Source organism: Terriglobia bacterium (genome assembly GCA_036496425.1).
Lineage (GTDB): Bacteria > Acidobacteriota > Terriglobia > 20CM-2-55-15 > 20CM-2-55-15 > 20CM-2-55-15.
The window spans coordinates 24395-41173 of record DASXLG010000248.1; the positions used below are offsets into that span (position 1 = coordinate 24395).

The 16779-nt window shown below is 54.7% G+C and carries 24 protein-coding genes; 12 read left to right on the forward strand and 12 right to left on the reverse strand.

Annotated features, from left to right (window positions below; translation table 11 throughout):
- Positions 1-122: 122 nt before the first annotated feature.
- The 6 genes from VGK48_17540 to VGK48_17565 all read right to left on the reverse strand — a co-directional run bounded on the left by VGK48_17540 (position 123) and on the right by VGK48_17565 (position 4101).
- A complete protein-coding gene (locus VGK48_17540) occupies positions 123-320 on the reverse strand; it encodes a hypothetical protein (protein HEY2382983.1) in 198 nt (65 codons plus the stop codon).
- A complete protein-coding gene (locus VGK48_17545) occupies positions 317-685 on the reverse strand; it encodes a hypothetical protein (protein HEY2382984.1) in 369 nt (122 codons plus the stop codon). Before VGK48_17545 ends, VGK48_17540 begins: the two co-directional genes overlap by 4 nt.
- Before the next feature lie 14 nt (positions 686-699).
- Positions 700-882, reverse strand: a complete 183-nt coding sequence (locus VGK48_17550; GenBank protein ID HEY2382985.1) for a hypothetical protein — start codon at positions 880-882, stop codon at positions 700-702.
- A complete protein-coding gene (locus VGK48_17555) occupies positions 869-1267 on the reverse strand; it encodes a hypothetical protein (GenBank protein ID HEY2382986.1) in 399 nt (132 codons plus the stop codon). Before VGK48_17555 ends, VGK48_17550 begins: the two co-directional genes overlap by 14 nt.
- Positions 1268-1466: 199 nt before the next feature.
- Entirely contained in the window at positions 1467-3332 is a 1866-nt protein-coding gene (locus VGK48_17560; GenBank protein ID HEY2382987.1) for a sigma 54-interacting transcriptional regulator, read from the reverse strand.
- A 124-nt stretch (positions 3333-3456) separates the two neighbouring features.
- Positions 3457-4101, reverse strand: a complete 645-nt coding sequence (locus tag VGK48_17565; protein ID HEY2382988.1) for a fibronectin type III domain-containing protein — start codon at positions 4099-4101, stop codon at positions 3457-3459.
- A gap of 1492 nt (positions 4102-5593) precedes the next feature.
- Between VGK48_17565 and VGK48_17570 the strand changes: the two genes are divergently transcribed.
- Together VGK48_17570 and VGK48_17575 are read left to right on the forward strand one after the other, a co-directional pair.
- Positions 5594-6400 carry a TIR domain-containing protein gene (locus VGK48_17570; protein ID HEY2382989.1) on the forward strand — a complete coding sequence of 269 codons (807 nt, stop codon included), beginning with the start codon at positions 5594-5596 and terminating at the stop codon, positions 6398-6400.
- A 428-nt stretch (positions 6401-6828) separates the two neighbouring features.
- On the forward strand, positions 6829-8094 hold the full coding sequence (locus tag VGK48_17575; protein ID HEY2382990.1) for a hypothetical protein: 1266 nt from the start codon (positions 6829-6831) through the stop codon (positions 8092-8094).
- A 23-nt stretch (positions 8095-8117) separates the two neighbouring features.
- Here VGK48_17575 and VGK48_17580 read toward each other — a convergent pair whose 3' ends face one another.
- The 4 genes from VGK48_17580 to VGK48_17595 all read right to left on the reverse strand — a co-directional run bounded on the left by VGK48_17580 (position 8118) and on the right by VGK48_17595 (position 10733).
- Positions 8118-8522 carry a hypothetical protein gene (locus VGK48_17580; protein HEY2382991.1) on the reverse strand — a complete coding sequence of 135 codons (405 nt, stop codon included), beginning with the start codon at positions 8520-8522 and terminating at the stop codon, positions 8118-8120.
- Between the two features lie 147 nt (positions 8523-8669).
- Positions 8670-8990 (reverse strand): hypothetical protein, encoded by a 321-nt coding sequence (locus VGK48_17585; protein ID HEY2382992.1) that lies wholly within the window; start codon positions 8988-8990, stop codon positions 8670-8672.
- Positions 8991-9092: 102 nt separating this feature from the next.
- Positions 9093-9536: a TIGR03435 family protein gene (locus VGK48_17590; protein ID HEY2382993.1), complete on the reverse strand. Its 444-nt coding sequence runs from the start codon at positions 9534-9536 to the stop codon at positions 9093-9095.
- 408 nt (positions 9537-9944) lie between these two features.
- Positions 9945-10733 carry an energy transducer TonB gene (locus tag VGK48_17595; protein HEY2382994.1) on the reverse strand — a complete coding sequence of 263 codons (789 nt, stop codon included), beginning with the start codon at positions 10731-10733 and terminating at the stop codon, positions 9945-9947.
- Between the two features lie 118 nt (positions 10734-10851).
- On the opposite strand from VGK48_17595, the gene VGK48_17600 reads away from it, so the two are divergent.
- Positions 10852-11181 carry a DUF433 domain-containing protein gene (locus VGK48_17600; protein HEY2382995.1) on the forward strand — a complete coding sequence of 110 codons (330 nt, stop codon included), beginning with the start codon at positions 10852-10854 and terminating at the stop codon, positions 11179-11181.
- Entirely contained in the window at positions 11182-11523 is a 342-nt protein-coding gene (locus VGK48_17605) for a DUF5615 family PIN-like protein (GenBank protein HEY2382996.1), read from the forward strand.
- Between the two features lie 267 nt (positions 11524-11790).
- Here VGK48_17605 and VGK48_17610 read toward each other — a convergent pair whose 3' ends face one another.
- Positions 11791-12207 (reverse strand): type II toxin-antitoxin system VapC family toxin, encoded by a 417-nt coding sequence (locus VGK48_17610; GenBank protein HEY2382997.1) that lies wholly within the window; start codon positions 12205-12207, stop codon positions 11791-11793.
- Positions 12204-12461, reverse strand: a complete 258-nt coding sequence (locus tag VGK48_17615) for a type II toxin-antitoxin system prevent-host-death family antitoxin (protein HEY2382998.1) — start codon at positions 12459-12461, stop codon at positions 12204-12206. Before VGK48_17615 ends, VGK48_17610 begins: the two co-directional genes overlap by 4 nt.
- A gap of 187 nt (positions 12462-12648) precedes the next feature.
- Between VGK48_17615 and VGK48_17620 the strand changes: the two genes are divergently transcribed.
- From VGK48_17620 to VGK48_17655, 8 genes are all read left to right on the forward strand, one after another.
- On the forward strand, positions 12649-12813 hold the full coding sequence (locus VGK48_17620) for a hypothetical protein (protein ID HEY2382999.1): 165 nt from the start codon (positions 12649-12651) through the stop codon (positions 12811-12813).
- Between the two features lie 106 nt (positions 12814-12919).
- Positions 12920-13426, forward strand: coding sequence for a hypothetical protein (locus VGK48_17625; GenBank protein ID HEY2383000.1), 507 nt, complete (start codon positions 12920-12922; stop codon positions 13424-13426).
- Positions 13427-13464: 38 nt separating this feature from the next.
- Positions 13465-13617: a hypothetical protein gene (locus VGK48_17630; protein HEY2383001.1), complete on the forward strand. Its 153-nt coding sequence runs from the start codon at positions 13465-13467 to the stop codon at positions 13615-13617.
- A gap of 153 nt (positions 13618-13770) precedes the next feature.
- Positions 13771-14013 carry an antitoxin family protein gene (locus VGK48_17635; GenBank protein ID HEY2383002.1) on the forward strand — a complete coding sequence of 81 codons (243 nt, stop codon included), beginning with the start codon at positions 13771-13773 and terminating at the stop codon, positions 14011-14013.
- 609 nt (positions 14014-14622) lie between these two features.
- A complete protein-coding gene (locus VGK48_17640; GenBank protein ID HEY2383003.1) occupies positions 14623-14904 on the forward strand; it encodes a type II toxin-antitoxin system RelE/ParE family toxin in 282 nt (93 codons plus the stop codon).
- A 12-nt stretch (positions 14905-14916) separates the two neighbouring features.
- The gene (locus VGK48_17645; GenBank protein HEY2383004.1) at positions 14917-15219 is read left to right on the forward strand and encodes a HigA family addiction module antitoxin; all 303 of its coding nucleotides are present in this window, start codon (positions 14917-14919) and stop codon (positions 15217-15219) included.
- Between the two features lie 420 nt (positions 15220-15639).
- Entirely contained in the window at positions 15640-15969 is a 330-nt protein-coding gene (locus VGK48_17650; protein ID HEY2383005.1) for a DUF433 domain-containing protein, read from the forward strand.
- A 343-nt stretch (positions 15970-16312) separates the two neighbouring features.
- Entirely contained in the window at positions 16313-16573 is a 261-nt protein-coding gene (locus tag VGK48_17655; GenBank protein HEY2383006.1) for a hypothetical protein, read from the forward strand.
- Positions 16574-16779 lie beyond the last annotated feature (206 nt).

The following is a 16779-nucleotide window of genomic DNA, read 5'->3' on the forward strand; positions in this document are numbered from 1 at the left end:
TTGAGGTTTTGGGTTAAAGCTGCCCCATTCCCCGCCTTTCCAAGGCGGGGAGGCTGCGCGCATCAAAGATTCCAGAATTGCGCGCAGCCGGGGCGGTTAGTAACTTCCATCAACAATAGGTTCTACAGCGGGGGTTCCGCTTTAATCAGCGACGCATCCAGCGGCTGACCCGTGTTCTGCTCATACGCCTGAACCGCCTTGCCGATGATGCTCACCAGCGCCGCAGCCAGGCCCGCATCCTGCTGAACCGTGCCCGTGGTCTGGCTCTTCACAATCGACAGGGCCAGCTCAATGATCTCGAGAGCGAAGTTGGTGTTCATTGCGCCTCCTCAAATGCCCGGATCGCGGTGGTCAAGTCCGAGAGATTCTGATTCAGCGTGTCGAGATACTGCTGCGGAGGAGCGTTCGTCGTCATCGCCCCGCGATAGGCGATCCACGAAGCCCGCGCGAGATTGTACGACTTGATCAGCGCATCCAGCGCCGGTTTAGCCGAGCCGTCGAGCGGAAGCACCCGCGCCTGATCGATCGTCACTCCGGCGACCATCAATGCGTCGTACGCCACCGAATCGGCCTGATTCAGCGCGCCCGGATGGACGACATAACGGTTGGCGCACGCCGAAAGCGAGATCACGAGCGCCAGGACAAGTAAAAGCCCAAACTGATGTTGTGCTGCAAATTCAATCATGGTCGTTTCTCCTTTCATAAGCCGCCCCTGCAGGTTTTGCAGAGGTGTAGATACGCCGCCGTCAGCGCGGCCCAGCCGCCGCGAAGCCAGAACTGCCATCGTTCGAGGGCCGCGACCCGCTGGTAGAGATCGCGGATCCCGGCCAACTCGCCTTCGATGTACCCGAGAGCCCGGAGGATTTCGTCATCTTTGTTCATAACGGCCTCCTCCGGACCTGCCGGTCAGATCGCGTACGATGTCGAGGATGTTTTTCGACGACTCGTCCGCCCGATGCACGACGTCCAGCAGGTCATCGCTGTCGGCGAAGACTTCGTGACTCAGGTCGAAAGTGTCACTGCCTTCCTGCGCCAGCTTCGCGGTGACATAGAGAGATGTGGAAATGGTCACCATCTCGCAGGCGAAATTGAGGATCTCTTCGACGATGTCGAGGAGATCCTCGGCAACCGCCTGGGTGCTCGGATGGGCGCGCAGGCAGGCCGCGGTAATCTCCGCGCGTTCGGTTAACAGGTCTGCATGCGCCAACCGGAGGCTGGATTCCTCATGATCGGCGAACTCGAGGTTGTCTTCTTCTTCAAACTTCATGGTCTTGCTCCTTTTTGTGATTTGTTTTTGCGGGCTGTGCCCGCGTTCGTTACGCGGATGTATAAGGCACGGCCCCTGCCGAACGGGCGGAGCAAAACCAAACGTGATTTTTCAGTGGGTTATCGATCCAGTGCGGACTGCGGCGGGCGGTTTTTGAACCGGCAGTTCAAAATCTCTGAACTGCCAGTTCAGAACGCAACTATCGTTCCTTATTTTCGTCCTTGAGAAGGCGGTAAATATAACGTTCGCTGTACCCCATGCGCCTGGCGGTCTCCGCAATACTGCCGGTTTCAGCGTAAATCCTCGCGGCCTCGGCCCTCAGTATCTCGTGCGCGATCTTGCGGGCGTCCATTTGAACGGCACCTTGTGCAGGCGCTGCGCCTGCTGCTGCCGCAGCCGCACGCCGGGGCTCGGTCAGCGCGGCCGGCAGATCCTTCAGCCGGATGACGTCGGAACGGCCGGCTTTCGCAAATGCAATCCCGGAGCGGACCAGGCCGCGAAGGTCGCGGATGTTGCCCGGCCAATCGTAGGCCAGCATGGCTTTCAGCGCATCCGTCGCAACTCCGGTAACGCCCAGGCCGGTCCCGAAGCGGCCCAGAAAATAATTGATGAGCAGCGGGATATCTTCGCGGCGGTCGCGCAAGGGCGGGACGACGATGGTGATGTCCTTCAGACGCTGGTAGAGATCCTTACGAAACTTGTGCTCCCGAACCGCCTGTTCCAGATCGACATTCGTGGATGCGATCACACGGACGTCGACTTTGACGGTGCGTTGGGCTCCGACCGGCTCGAACTCGTACTCCTGCAGGGCGCGGAGCAGTTTGGGCTGCATCTCCAGCTTCAGCTCGCCGATTTCGTCCAGCAGAAGCGTCCCGCCGTCGGCCTGCTTGAACTTGCCGTCGCGGGATTCGGTCGCGCCGGTGAAGGAGCCTTTGACGTGCCCGAACAACTCGCTTTCGAACAGCGTTTCGGTCACGGCCGGGCAGTTGACGGCGACAAGGGGTTGATCGGCGCGGCTGCTCCTCGCATGAATACGGCGGGCGACCAACTCCTTGCCGGTCCCGGTTTCCCCGTGAATCAGAACAGGGATGTCCATACCCGCGGCCACCTCGATGTGTTCGAAAACGGTTTGAATGGCTTCGCTCTCTCCAATGAGCTCATCGGCGAACCGGTGCTCGGCTTTCAGCACGTCCCTTTCATGACGGATCGATTCAACCTGCCGCGACTCGCGCAGCCCGGCTACCACGGTTTCCGCCAGGTCCTCCGCCCATTGCAGGTGTTCCGGCTCGAAAGCGCGCGCGCCGCGCACTCCTTCCAGATAGAGGACGCCTTTGATCTGTCCGCTGGACAGCAAAGGAACACAAATGGTGGGGGGAACGATCGTCCCGGGCATGCGAGGTTCGCGCTTCGCATACACCTCCGCCACGAGCCGGGTGTTGTAAGGAAACGGCGTATCGAGGCCCGAATCGGCCTCGCGATAAACCTGAAGAACGAAATCGGCAGGCTCGGGACCGATGCGCCTGCCGTTGATCAGGATCGCTCCGCGCCTCGCAGGAATGATGTCCAAAATCAAATCCAGCAGGCCCGCCAGCAGCTTGCCCGGATCTTGAATCGCGGTCAGGCAGCGGCCCGTCTTTAAAGAGGCCCCGAGCCCGCCGCGGTAATAGGCCTGGGTGTCCTCGATCGAGGAGTAGTCTACGCGCAATGTTTCCAGCTCTTGGTTTTTCGCAATCTCGCCGGCGCTCACGGTGAGAAATTTCTGCGGCACCTTGTCTTGAATCAGGCAGACAAAGATCGTGCTGCCGCACTGGATCCGGCTGCCCTCCTTGAGGTCGTCCCCGCGGAGACGCACTTCACCGTCGACCCGCACTCCGTTCCGCGTGCCGAGATGGCGGAACCAGAGCTTGCCGGCCTCCCGCCAGAACGAAAAATGCTGCCGGGAGGCCAGCTCATCGTTGAGAACGATATCGTTGCCGGCGGCTCTGCCGACGGTGGTTTCTTCGTCCTTGAATGGAAACTCGGAATCCTTCAGTGGTCCTGAAAGCGCTCTAAGTCTGTCGTTCATGGGGCGGGCATGTTAGGGCTGTAGCGATGCGATTGCAAGAAAAAAAACCCCTTGCCGCACCGGTGAAACGGGCGGCAAGGGGCTAAGGAGAGTTCGATGAGTTACACCGGCGCCAATTTACGAACTACGTCGACATCATTGTCACGGAGTCGCTCCAATCGGTAGATCCGAGAGGGCCCAACGCCCGGACCTGAAACGCATAGACGGTGCCGGGAGTGAGGTTGCCGATCAGCATTCCCTTTTTCACCGTGGTCATCGTTTCCGTCGTCCATGGACCGGGATTGCCGTTGGCCATCGCGGCGTATCGCAGGTCGTAACTCGCCGCGTTCCGGATCGCAGCGACCCGGACCAACAGCTGTCCGCTGTTGGCGCCGTGCACGATCTTCTTCACGACCGGCGGAGTCAGCGGCGCCGCCGACGATTTTGTCGTCGTGGCGGGCTGGAAACCGCTCGTCGTAAAGATAGCGAGATCGTCGCCGCAATTCGCTTCGACATAGACCGCGAGTTGCCTCATCATTTTGATCAAGGTCTCACGGTCGCCGTCTTTTGCGGCGATGGCTTTCTTGCTTCCATCCAACGCCGCCGCGATTGCGGCCGCAAACGTGTCGATCATTGTCTTGAACGTTGCCAGATCCACAGCAGGGTTCAGGAACTTTGCATTTCCCGTCAGTCCCGCCAGCACCGCCGTGGCGCGGGCCAGGACACTGGCGTCGCTCATGGTCCTGAAACCCAGCATCGGTCGTATCGGGTTGATCTTATTTGTCGTCATACCGTCATCCTTTCGATGTGTTTTGGTTCATTGTTTATGTTTCGGAAGAATCCAATCCGGCGCTTCACCGGTTATTTTCTCCCCGCCAGGGAACGCGCATATATTCGCAATCCCGCAGCCAAAGCCGCCAGGAAATACCAAGCGTGATTTATCAACGAGTTAGCTTTTGAGAGGGGATGAACTGCGGCCGGATTTTGAACTGCCAGTTCAATTTTTGAACTGCCAGTTCAAAATCAGCACGATGGAAACCAAATCCGAATCTTTAAACACAACATTTAAAGATGAACCAGAACACGCGATCTTTGTCGCCACAATTTAAAGATGGGATTAATGATCGACATCTTTAATCGCATGTTTTAAAAATGCGACCAGAAATGCCAATCATTAACCCCATGTTTAAAACATGAAGTCAAACTCGCAATCTTTAATCGAGTCCTTCGAAGATCGGATTAAAGATCTCGATCTTTGAGCCCAAAAGTCAAAAATGGCGTTAAAGATGGATATCTTTAAACCGATCCCGAAAAGATGTGATCCAAGATGGCCAACATTAACCCGATCTTGAAAAAATAGATTTAAAGATGCGGATCATCAATTCAATCCTCGAGACACCGGGTTAAAGATCGAGAACTCTGGATCCATGTTTTGGAAATGGCGCTAATGATCGCGATCTTTACTACTTCCCTGAAGAATGCGCTTAAAGATCTGTATCTTTATTCCCATTTTCAAAACATGAATTTAATGTTCTGGGGCTTCAAACCCGAAATTTAAACATCAATCCAAAGATGTAAAGATTCGATCCATGGTCGGCAAGATTAAGCCAATGTTTTAAAAACGCATTTCAAGATTCCGATTTTGGGATGCATCTTAAAATCATTAATCCCATCTTCAAATCATTCTTTCTGTTTTTCGATGTTTTGTTTAAAGATGCCGAACATCAGAATGTTGTCCTCGCCTTTCGGACGGAAGCAACCGAACCATTCTGGACCTGCTCAAGGGTTCCCGCTTTTAAGAATTCCGGAAAGTGACATCTTCCCGATACTTTAGGTTTTGTGAATTCGGAAAATAGTGACGGCGCAAATTGCCGCTTCGCACCACATGACTTGCAAAAATGTGAGGCACCGCTGACTTGATTACCGCAGTTTTCACAAAAGGGCATTGCGGTGATTAAACAGCACGCATCCTGTTGTTGTCAAAGTTGAGAGTGGATGTTTAGGAAGGTCAAATCACTTACGTTTTCGCGGTCGGCCACCAGCGTGAGTCTTGCGCTTGGCTTGGATCTTACGGAAATACTCCGGTCCTCGTTCTTTCATCAACCTTGCTCCCGTAATCTCACCAGCCGCCTTCAAAATCCAATCGTCCCGTAGCCGCTTCCCGCAGTGCGGGCATTGCATCTATGTCGGGGATATTATGGTGCCTCATAATGAAGCGGGCCACTCCTTTGTTGAGCAGGCCCGACCGGACCACCTTCCCCCAATTGGGTTGAAATCGACATATGGAAAGTAAGGTCGAACAGCTAAAGGCGCTAATTGTCGAGGGCGAGAAATTCAGCTTCGCCAATTTTTCAATCCGGACGGACTCTAAATACGGAGGAGAGGATACTCCAGCATGGCTAACATGGAAGACCCGCGTGCGATTCGTATTGAACGGACTGGTAAGCGAACAGTCAGCGCCAATGGCATTGTGCGCTAAAGCGCAGGGTATTTTAACAGCCGGAAATCTCGCAGATAGCTTCGACGCCCAAAAAGGTATGCTTCTTGCGGCACTAAAAGAAACGCTGACAGTAGTTGAAGGTGACCCGTACGGCGAAGCGGCGCAACAAAAAGCTGTGCCGAAATCTGCGGTAATTTCCAACCATGTTTTCATTGTGCATGGACACGATCACGCGTTGAAGACGGATTTAGAGGTATTCCTCAAGGGCATCGGGCTAGAACCTATTGTGTTGCACCGTCAGCCGGATGAAGGGAAGACGATAATCGAGAAGTTCGAGAAGCATGCTGACGTGGGTTACGCATTTGTTCTCCTCACTCCTGACGAACTGGCTTACACGGTAGACCAGGAAAAGCTGCCTGAGGATCAACGCAAGAAGGAGTATCGTGCCCGCCCGAATGTGATATGGGAATTCGGCTTTTTCAGCGGCCGGCTAGGGCGTAGTCGGGTTTGTTGCCTGCTCAAAGGAACCGTCACAAAACCCAGTGACATTGATGGCCTTGTGTACAAAGATGCTTCCGGCGGTGTGGAAAGTATTGCGTACGCCATCATCAAGGAGCTTAAAGCGGCGGGATACATAATCAAGATCTGACATATGGAGCTTATCGCGGCAACAACCGCCAACCGCGCAGCATGCTCATGAGCAGGTTCGCTTCGCTGCGTACCTCGTGAAACCGAACATGCCATTCCTTCGTGAGGTTATCCAGGCCAACCCCATGGGCCGCTCTCTCCACATTTCCCGCACCACGCGCATCGGCACGGGGCGGTATTGCTGCACCGAGTGCATCTGAAAACGGACTTCCAGACACCGTGTTACGCGATCGTACGCAAGGCTGCGTATCGCTCCATCATCAACGGCATGAGGTGCCGTCTGCACCGGCTCGGCTACATGCTCGCAATCGACAACCCAATGCCAACAGCTGGCGCACCAGTGGGAATATAAGGCGTCCACTGGTCAACCTCGTCGGGATTGGAGTCGAATTGGCTGGTGTTCACCATCCAGATTGTATCCTATACATCATGATCAACCGCTTCTGCACGCGCTGTACCACTTGTGGTCACAACAATACGCTGCGCATCACGCTGGGCGCCGAGCAACGCCAAGAGCACACGTTCTCCTGCTCGGGCTGCGGTATCGGCACAAAGGTGGCACTCGAAATTGATTTCAATGAACGCATACCGCTCGCGTTGCCAGACGGCGCGAATTTGTCCGAACAGATCAAGCCGATGTTCTCGCAGCCCAAAGTGATTTTTCAGGCGTCAGATAACTGCGCGGTTTGCGACCATGAAGGCACGGTCACCAATCTGGACCCAAACTTCCTGGTCCCTGAGAATCTGCTGCACGCGGATGGCGGATTTTCCTGGATGCAGGAAATCGAGCGGATCGGCATGATCGAGGAGCAAGAAAACCTCAAACCAAAGCCTCACATCCACGACATTATTCAAGGAGTCGGCGGTGTTCGCGAACTGAAGCGGGCCATTACAGCCTTGGCCAAATCGTGGACTCTCCAACGCGTCGGCAAATCGGAGTTGAGGGATAAGGTCATCGAGGAGTTCCGTCTCTGGGCCAACATTCCGGTCCAGATGACCCTGAATCAGTTCGCGATCATTTGCGCGAGCCTCTTTCTTGGTCGTGCGCGACAAGACGAAATCGATAACATGGTTTCCGAGGTCTGCAAATGCAAGAACGCAGATCCATCGGAGTACCAAAAACTCCAGATACGTTTGAGAACCAATTTCAATGAGGTGCTGGATCGGCAAATCGGCGTCCTGGAGGAGTACGCCAAGGCATATGATCAGCTTTCTCAAACGTTCATTTACGCCATCCGGAATACGCCTATTGATGGAAATGTAGTCGCTTCATCCAAGGACGTGCGTGCCGTTCGGATGTTTTATGGCAACTGTTTTGAAGACTTAGCCACGGGATTTGATTTGCCAGCGTGTTTAAACAACATCAAGATGGGCCGAGCGTTCGATCAGTTTGCGCAAATGACCCTGGCAAAATACCTCACTATCAACAAGGCGGGTCGTGCGAATCCGTTTGCCGACAATGCCAACTTCGCGATCTTGCACGAGGAGTTTGATAGCACCATCCGCAATGCCTCGCACCACGGGGCCTTACGCGTTCGTAACGGTCATCCGGAGATTCTGGAGTATCGGTCAGGAGACGCCGGTAACTGGAGGGAGATGTTATTCTCGGAATATCTCCTTCGCTGCAATAAGATCATGATGTGTGCCATGCGTCTCCTCATCCTCCAGATCGTGATAGCGGAAGATCTGGCGTAGCACTGGTGGCTAACGCAAAGGAATTAGTAGGCCTGTAGTGGCTCCAAGCCTGTTCTGCCAGTGGGATCGTAAAGCTGGGTTTTCAGCAATCGATGGACGATTTTAATCACATCGTGCGTCTTGTCCCAATCGTGGCTCATAGGGCTCGTGAAATGCGCGGCAGCCTTGTCCGCCATCGTAAGAAAATTGAGGATCAGCTGCTTTTCATCGGGAAATAGTTTTTTGACGTCGACACGTCTTCCCCCAAGATCATCCACGGTTATGTCATCCCTGCGTGCAACGAAGGGAGTAAGCCTGTTGTCCTCTTTCCCAATACCGAGCACATTCAGGTACATCCGTGCTGTGACTAAGGATGCAACAAAACAGGCTTCCAGCCACGCTGGGTCGCTATACCACGGCTTGTCCGCTCCGTCGAGGTCATGTGTCATCTTATAGTGCGCAAGCAGAATCCTTGTGCGATACGGTAAATGTTTCTCAAAGTATTCATTCACTTGATCTGGACTCAATTTGTTCACTCGTAAACCACCAATTCTTGTCTTCAGTTCAAATGACCCGGCACTATTCTCACTGTTTCGCTATGGGACCTTTCCCGATTTCGCTTTGAGTAATTCGTGATTTCCAACGAACGTAATCGTATTGTCATCGTCACGCAGATTTAGCGCGTTTGCGAAGATTGATATTTCGAGATCATGCATCTCGAACGCCTTTGCCTCAATTTCGGCCGCCGAGTTCAATATCTCCGCCTCGCCTTTGATCGGATCATACAGACCGTGAAAATGAATTATGTTATTTCTGAATTTCGCCAAATCTTCGGCTTGTTTTAGGGAACCCTTCATGTCGTCAGCAAAGCGCTTGTATCGGTGTTCGGCAACAGGGGAAGTCAGATGGTCAGGCATTGCGTTGATGAGGTCGCGGTGAACGCAGGCATTGTGCCGTCGATCTTTATTCTGATTTATCACCTCTCTTATCATCCGCCGATTTCGGGCTGAGAACGTTGGTCAGTTCTCGGAGGGTTTCTCGATGTGATCGATGACCAGTACATCGACAGGCTGCTTTGAGAGTTCCAGTTTGATCCCGGCCTCCCTCTCCAACACGGAGAGGAGCGATTTGATTTCGTTCGGCGGACGAATATCACCCGGGACGGCAATATCGCCGGGACTAACCTGGTTTACGACACCCGGGCGTGTCAACTCCAGGTCATAGGTCACGGAAAAAGAAAATCGGCTCGTCACACCGGTTTGATCGACGATGGGTCTGCCGGTCTTGCGTCCCAGCAACGGGATAAGTTCAGGCATCGTGACGTTGAAGCCGTAGACCCAACCGGCTTCCTCTGCGGCGACGCCCTGCCTGTCGTCCACCCCATCCGGCAGGTCCGCAGGCTTGGCCGTCACCCACGCCGTGCCGGATTTCTCTGCGAACTTCGAACGATCTTTGACGGTCATCACGTATGGGGCCACTTCGGATGAAGCTAAGGCGAAGGCTCAAGCCATAGCCTTGAGAGCTCTGGCCGATCAACTTGAGCATGGCGAAGCAACGGCCGACCTTTCCAATATTTCCTTTGCGGCCGCATGAGTCAGTGGCGCAGTAGCAAAGCGCGGCAAGAGTAACGAGCTTTCCGACGTCCTGCTCCGGTCAGGGATATATTTGTTGAGCCGCTGCATCGCGGCGTCAACATTGGCGAGCGAAGCCGTTCTGTCCTCGATCGGCAGGTACGTGAGATCGATATCGACCGAGAGGCGCTGCAGGTCCCGCACAACCACAATCCAGAGAAGTAAATGAGGGGATGGTTAGATTGCCTTTACCTGAACTGAATGCGGCAAACCATCTTGGCCACGATGCCCTCCAGGCTCTTAGCGGTTAATCGCGAAATTTACGGTAACAGTCGCCACAACTCGGACAGGGCGGCCATCGACGATCGTAGGTTTATATTTCCACTGACTGACCGCTTGCAGGGCACTCTCGTCGAGGCCAGCACCTAACGGCAGGACGATCGAAATATTTGTGACATCTCCGGCCTCGTTAATCTCTACCTGAAGGCCCACCACGCCCTGAATTCCCAAACCTCTTGCAACGTCCGGGTATTTGGGGCCGACCTGTCTCAATAACTTCGATGCCTGTGCGGCACTCGTAAGTCGAATGGGTTCTGTGTCGCCACTGTTGGCAGGCGCTTGTTCCTGTTTTGTTCCGCCCATGTACGACCGCCAGTAACTCGGAACGAGTTGTACCAGAGTTTCAGGGCCGACAATGACGTTCTTCATCGCCTGCAGAACATCAGACACTGTCGCATTGCTGCTAACGGCGACTTCAATGTCAACCCGCATATCCGATCGAGATGGACTCAGTTTATCGGAGCCTCGATCGCGATGATGTATGACACGCACGCCGCTCAGACGAAGCCGCGATTCCGTCAACTCAACCTTGTTAACGAACACCTGAGAATAGAGGGTCCATGGCCCAATCTCACTCTGGGTCAGGAGTTGGCCATTTTCATCGAACTCCTGGTGGCTACTCTGGCTGAATGTACGGAGCGTCAGGACCTTGTTTTGATAGGCATCGGCAAGTTGGTTTTGGACGACATTTATGCGTGTTTGGCTTACCAGAGCCAACAGCAGGATGGCAGAAGCGGTAGAGGAAAACATCGGTGGATCATAACATCGGTATTGCCGAAGCGAAGTAAGCCACCTCGCCGGTTGCGTTTGGACAAATAGCAGGTGCTGCGGCGGTAGCTTAGTACTGGGCCGGGACTATAATAGGACCGTGAGCAAACTTGAGGAGGCCGAAAAACTATTGGCCCAGCTGACGCGTGGCGAAAAGGCGCAGGTACTGCAGTGGCTGGCACGAGATCTCGGAGACGCGTTTCCTGGAATTGAGTCCAATCCAAACATATGTGGCGGCGAGCCATGTATCGTGCGGACCAGGATTCCAGTTTGGTTGCCCGAACAAGCACGGAGGCTGGGTACACAGGAAGCGGAATTACTTCGAAATTATCCAACATTGAAAGCTGAGGATCTCGCCAATGCATGGGCCTACGTTCGCGCCCATCGCGCTGAGATCGATCAACAGATTGCGGAAAGCGAGGCCGCCTGATTGGCCAGGCTTTACGCGAATGAAAACTTCCCGCTTGCTGTCGTTGTGAGGCTTCGCGAACTCGGCCATGACGTTCTCACCACTCTCGACGCAGGCAAAGCCAATCAGGCAATCAAGGATGCCGAAGTGTTGAGGTTCGCCGCATCGGAGGGTCGCGCAGTGCTGACGCTGAATCGCAAACATTTCGTGAGGCTCCATCAGACGGCAACTGCGCACGCGAGCATCGTTGTGTGCACATATGACCCGGATTTTCCTGGGCAAGCGGAACGGATCTATGAAGCGATCAAGAATGTGGACGATTTGAAGCAGAAAATTATAAGAGTGAATCGGGTGGCCGATTAAAAAACATCGCGAACCGAACGATTCGATTTCTCCTACGTTACTGACCTGTGCAGTTCCATCGGGAGTTCCATAGCTTCCAGCAGATCTGAAAGGCAACGACGGTCTTGCCGGTATCGCAAACTGGCGTCCGCCAATGAAAGTTGAGGTCGTTGCGGCGATCCTGCGGCGTGATCAGAATCCGCCTGGACCGGGCAGATCCACGGGATTATCTTCGCGGAGTGAGGCTCTTCTGCGTGCAATCGCGAGGACGATCGGGAAGGACCGGCGCTACCACAGCCGCACACCTGATCGGGCTGCTGCCTTTCGCAATGGTCCATCTTTACAGGCCAGCTTAAGTTTTCGACGCTGCGCGAGTTCCAGGTATGCCGCGTCGTACACGGAGAGTCCATGGGCAACCGCCAGTTCCGACAGTCGGGAAAAGGCGAGCGAGGACATTTCGTGATCGATACGCAACGGAAGCGCGCGAAGCCAGACCAACGCGGTCTCGCGCTCTTCCTCCGTCAGTTTTCGGCGCCGGCCCAGAACTGTCAGGGCATTCGCCACTTCCAGCGGCCAAAGTGCCGGTACTTCAAGCGCTGCGCCGTCGGCTATGGCGTCCAACATCTCGGCCGTTTCAGGAGTTGCTTGACTGGGATGAACCCAGCCGATGGCCACGGACGCATCGGCTACGAATGTCCGCGTCACAGCCGTCCTTCTTCAATCGCCGATTGGACATCGCGGCCGGTCAGCTTTGCTTTGGATCTCAGCCGGATCTGTTGCTGCAACTCACGAAGCCCCTCGACGGCACGGCGGACGTCATCGAGCCGCTGAGCATTCTCGGGCACAATGCGTGCAACTGGCCGGTCGTGGCGGGTAATCACAATCTCCTCGCCTTTTGATACACGGTCCAGGAGGTCTCCGAAATGAGTCTTCGCCTCAAAGGCAGTTACCTTGGCCATTTGTTTCGATCCCTCCGGATTAACCAATCATTGACTAGTTTATCATGGGCCGGACAACGCGGGCGATGGGGAGCCGGGACAATCCCAACGCTGCCGCCAGACCCAGGATCACCCCCGAAAAGCACCAGACCGAGCCCTGTCTCAGCACCATCCTTCGCACTCGGCCTGCCTGCGCCCCAAGCGCGACGTGGATTCCGATCTCGCGGCGCCGCTGCTCGATGTGTACCCCAGGATCGAGAAAGCGAAGAGCGCGAAGGGTAAGAAGCCATTTAGTGCCACGGGCGCTTTTGGGATCTGGGCGGATCGGAAAGACATCGGTAATAGCGTGGAATACGTCAACCGCATGAGTTGAAGAAGATTACGGGATAACCCGAACTTGATTCCTGCCGGATCCATAGTTAAGGCTTCACATCATGCCGTCAATTTGTTGAGAATATGTCAGGCAAAACATGGACGAAATGAAAGCTGAAGTAAAGCGAAGTGTCCGGAATGCCGGCTTGGCGGGATTTGCGTCCTTCATACTGATCTTGATCAGCGCGACGGTGCGGCTGCCCGATACGCCGGCCACCGTGTTTAACGGTATTACCCCATTCGCTGATTTTGAGCTGGTTCATAACAAAGCGGAACTGGAAGCCATGCTGGGGCCGGCCGGGTCGGAGGCTCGAAGGGTTATTGCCGGAAGAAAGTCGGCCCCCGGCTTCGACTTCATCTTTTCGATCGCTATATTCATGCTGGCATTGTGCCAATTGCAACGTAGGCTCCGGCCCGATCAGAACTTCTTTACACTGGCTTCAATGGCCATGCTGGCAGCCGCTCTCTTCCTCGATTACTTCTTTGTGCACCGGGCGGCCGTAGTCGCCAACGAGGCCCGGATCACCGAGGACATGGCGCTCACGTTGCGCACCGTGGGATGGGTCGAATGGTCACTCGTCCTGTTTGCGCTTAACGCTGCACGTTCTTTCTGACAAAGACGCCTCCGGTGCTTCGCTTCGGAGCGGGTCTGATGCGGACCGCGGCGCTCTCAGGCGTCATTGCGGTCTCCTACAACGAGCGTTACATGGGGCTCGCCGTGCTCCTCATGTTTGTCGGCTTGTGCGGCGTTTCCGCTTTATTCGTCTTCAATCCTGAGCTTGCGCTCGAACACGCTGGCGATTAGAACGGGCCAGCGGAAGAGCCGCCAATGACGCGAATGTCGTGAATTAATTGGCGGAATTTGCGCGATTGGCGGCAAAAAAGGTTCCCGTATAGCAGTTCTAGATGATCAGACGGTTTAGCAGCATTGCGTTAAAATTGACCGCAGGTGAACCACATGAGCATCAAAGCAGTCTACGAGAACGGCATCTTCAAGCCTCTCGAAGATGTCCCACTCAAGGAAGGGACTGAGGTCGAAGCGTACCCGATGGAGAAGAAGGGGAATGGCGATCAGGGAAGCTCTTCGGAGAAACGCGGAAAGTCTCTTCTCGATAATCCCGCTTTCGGAATGTGGAAGGACTACGACGAGATCGGGACTGGCATCAATTTCGAGAACCGCCTGCGCCAATACCGGAAGTGAATTCTGATGCGTATAGGTACGGAGGCTGTCTCTTTGCGGTCTGTGATCTCCTGTTACGCGGCCCGCTGACGCAGGGTTGCCACCTCAGATAACTCCAGGGTTGAATCACACGTTGAACGCCGCCGAATAAAGCACATTGGATCGAATGAGAGAGGACAAGCCTTCCGTTCCCGTTCTTCTCTAAGAGAGCGGGAAGGGGAACGCTGGAGGTCGGCGGAGTTGGAAACCAATGAGGATCGCCGGCAAAGAGCCCGCCGGCGGGACGTCGCGTTAATGTCCGAGGGCTTCAACTCCGAAACCGATCCGGCTGTGGCATGAGAGCAATGGGAAGGGGTCCCAGACGCCGGATCAATGAAATCCCATCCGGGATCGACTCAATTTGACAGACCTTTCAGGATAAAGCGATAACCGTGCAGCGAATTCGCGAGGATTGCCGGACGGGTGCTGCGAGATCCCGAGTCACGTCATCGCCTCCAGATAGGGACGGATGATCCTTTAAACCCGATTCGGACCCCGATTCGCGAGCGAACATGCGGCAAAATGAGGATTGCCTAGAATGGCGGTGTGTTATGCTTAACGTAACGCATATCGGCGAGAGCAATAGTCAAGATGATCGTTAGCTACCGCGGCAAGAACACAAGAGACTTTGTCCAGGGGAAACGAGTCAAGGCCTTCTCTGGGATCGAGCACGCTGCGGAGAACACGCTTGCGCAACTCGACGCGGCAACGATTCTGGCGGATTTGCTCCGGCCCGGCAATCGCTTCGAAAGCTTGAAGGGAGATCGGAAAGGGCAGTACAGCGTTCGCGTTAATGATCAATGGCGGATATGTTTTGAATGGCCCAAAGGCTCTCCCGGACCCGTGAACGTGGAGATTATTGATTATCACTAAGGAGTTTTTTGAATGGCACGTATACCAATTCATCCCGGCGAAGTACTCGCCGAAGATCTGAAGGCCCTGGAGATGAGCGCCGCGGCGCTCGCGCGGCAAATCAAGGTACCTACGAACCGCATCACGGAAATTGTAAATGGTGAGCGGGCTATCACAGGTGATACAGCCCTGAGGCTTGCTCATTTTTTCGGTACGAGCGCCCAGTTTTGGCTGAATCTTCAGAGTCTCTTTGAATTGCGGCTTGCGGAACAGAAAGCGGGGAAATCGATTAAGGCTCTCCCGACGCTAAAGCGGCGGGCACCCGGGCATGCGTGATACGAAGAAAGCCGGGGGCCGTTTAGTGGTCACGCGGATTCGCCGTTTCCCAGCCTTCGTTGATTGCCTCTTGCATTCGCTGGAGATCGTCTGCCGATATGCGGATGAAGCAATTGGGTGATTTCTCGATCGAGTGGAAGAGCGTCTCTGTTCCCAAAAAAGGCAACGACAAATACGATTCGAAGGCGCTTCCCGAAGGCCGCTAGCTCATCGGATGGCGTGAGCGCGGCAAGCGCCGCCGCTCTGCGGCCGGTTTAGTCCTGCAGGATGCACTCGACGCCGCGCGTCGAAAGAAGCACGAACTGGAAGGCCAGGCTCTCGGTATCGCCGAGCATGTCGAGGAGGAAAAACCGAAACCGATCCCGCTTCATACCGGGGTGAAGCGTTAGCGTAGTACTGGGCCGGGACTATAATAGGACCGTGAGCAAACTTGAGGAGGCCGAAAAACTATTGGCCCAGCTGACGCGTGGAGAAAAGGCGCAGGTACTGCAGTGGGTGACACGAGATCTCGGAGACGCGTTTCCTGGAATTGAGTCCAATCCAAACATATGTGGCGGCGAGCCATGTATCGTGCGGACCAGGATTCCAGTTTGGTTGCTCGAACAGGCACGGAGGCTGGGCACACAGGAAGCGGAATTACTTCGAAATTATCCAACATTGAAAGCTGCGGATCTCGCCAATGCATGGGCCTACGTTCGCGCCTATCGCGCTGAAATCGATCAACAGATTGCGGAAAACGAGGCCGCCTGATTGGCCAGGCTTTACGCGAATGAAAAACGAAGTGTCCGGAATGCCGGCTTGGCGGGATTTGCGTCCTTCATACTGATCTTGATCAGCGCGACGGTGCGGCTGCCCGGTACACCGGCCACCGTGTTTAACGGTATTACCCCATTCGCTGATTTTGAGCTGGTTCATAACAAAGCGGAACTGGAAGCCATGCTGAGGCCGGCCGGCTCGGAGGCTCGAAGGGTTATTGCCGGAAGAAAGTCGGCCCCCGGCTTCGACTTCATCTTTTCAATCGCTATATTCATGCTGGCATTGTGCCAATTACAACGTAGGCTCCCCCGATCAGAACTTCTTTACACTGGCTTCAATGGCCATGCTGGCAGCCGCTCTCTTCCTCGATTACTTCTTTGTGCATCGGGCGGCCGCAGTCGCCAACGAGGCTCGGATCACCGAGGACATGGCGCTCACGTTGCGCACCGTGGGATGGGTCGAATGGTCACTCGTCCTGTTTGCGCTTAACGGCTGCACGTTCTTTTTGATACCTGGATCGGCGTCATCAATTGCAACTGGCCCCATGCGATCCGGAGCGTCAGGTTACGAATGTTGTCGTTTTGCGCAGACAATGTGATTGTCAACTTCTCCCCCGCTCCGGAAGCCTGCTCCGGCGTCATGGTACTTTGAAGTCGACTGGTAGCTTCTGTGTATTCCGGACCATTCCAGACAGTGATTCCGAACGAATCCAGACCCTCGGTTGTATTGCTGGGTCTGTCAGTGGGTGCTCCGTTAGGAATGTTATGGAACCAACCGAAAATCATCCGGAGCAATCCTCAATAA

What these genes read in the sequence shown, in the direction of transcription:
- VGK48_17560 (HEY2382987.1), bottom strand. Translation starts at nt 3,332, where the DNA reads ATGAACGACAGACTTAGAGCGCTTTCAGGACCACTGAAGGATTCCGAG.
- VGK48_17655 (HEY2383006.1), top strand. Translation starts at nt 16,313, where the DNA reads ATGGCCATGCTGGCAGCCGCTCTCTTCCTCGATTACTTCTTTGTGCAT.
- VGK48_17630 (HEY2383001.1), top strand. Translation starts at nt 13,465, where the DNA reads ATGCGGACCGCGGCGCTCTCAGGCGTCATTGCGGTCTCCTACAACGAG.
- VGK48_17565 (HEY2382988.1), bottom strand. Translation starts at nt 4,101, where the DNA reads ATGACGACAAATAAGATCAACCCGATACGACCGATGCTGGGTTTCAGG.
- VGK48_17580 (HEY2382991.1), bottom strand. Translation starts at nt 8,522, where the DNA reads ATGACACATGACCTCGACGGAGCGGACAAGCCGTGGTATAGCGACCCA.
- VGK48_17635 (HEY2383002.1), top strand. Translation starts at nt 13,771, where the DNA reads ATGAGCATCAAAGCAGTCTACGAGAACGGCATCTTCAAGCCTCTCGAA.
- VGK48_17585 (HEY2382992.1), bottom strand. Translation starts at nt 8,990, where the DNA reads ATGCCTGACCATCTGACTTCCCCTGTTGCCGAACACCGATACAAGCGC.
- VGK48_17590 (HEY2382993.1), bottom strand. Translation starts at nt 9,536, where the DNA reads ATGACCGTCAAAGATCGTTCGAAGTTCGCAGAGAAATCCGGCACGGCG.
- VGK48_17550 (HEY2382985.1), bottom strand. Translation starts at nt 882, where the DNA reads ATGAACAAAGATGACGAAATCCTCCGGGCTCTCGGGTACATCGAAGGC.
- VGK48_17575 (HEY2382990.1), top strand. Translation starts at nt 6,829, where the DNA reads ATGATCAACCGCTTCTGCACGCGCTGTACCACTTGTGGTCACAACAAT.
- VGK48_17540 (HEY2382983.1), bottom strand. Translation starts at nt 320, where the DNA reads ATGAACACCAACTTCGCTCTCGAGATCATTGAGCTGGCCCTGTCGATT.
- VGK48_17570 (HEY2382989.1), top strand. Translation starts at nt 5,594, where the DNA reads ATGGAAAGTAAGGTCGAACAGCTAAAGGCGCTAATTGTCGAGGGCGAG.
- VGK48_17625 (HEY2383000.1), top strand. Translation starts at nt 12,920, where the DNA reads ATGAAAGCTGAAGTAAAGCGAAGTGTCCGGAATGCCGGCTTGGCGGGA.
- VGK48_17640 (HEY2383003.1), top strand. Translation starts at nt 14,623, where the DNA reads ATGATCGTTAGCTACCGCGGCAAGAACACAAGAGACTTTGTCCAGGGG.
- VGK48_17555 (HEY2382986.1), bottom strand. Translation starts at nt 1,267, where the DNA reads ATGAAGTTTGAAGAAGAAGACAACCTCGAGTTCGCCGATCATGAGGAA.
- VGK48_17645 (HEY2383004.1), top strand. Translation starts at nt 14,917, where the DNA reads ATGGCACGTATACCAATTCATCCCGGCGAAGTACTCGCCGAAGATCTG.
- VGK48_17615 (HEY2382998.1), bottom strand. Translation starts at nt 12,461, where the DNA reads ATGGCCAAGGTAACTGCCTTTGAGGCGAAGACTCATTTCGGAGACCTC.
- VGK48_17545 (HEY2382984.1), bottom strand. Translation starts at nt 685, where the DNA reads ATGATTGAATTTGCAGCACAACATCAGTTTGGGCTTTTACTTGTCCTG.
- VGK48_17595 (HEY2382994.1), bottom strand. Translation starts at nt 10,733, where the DNA reads ATGTTTTCCTCTACCGCTTCTGCCATCCTGCTGTTGGCTCTGGTAAGC.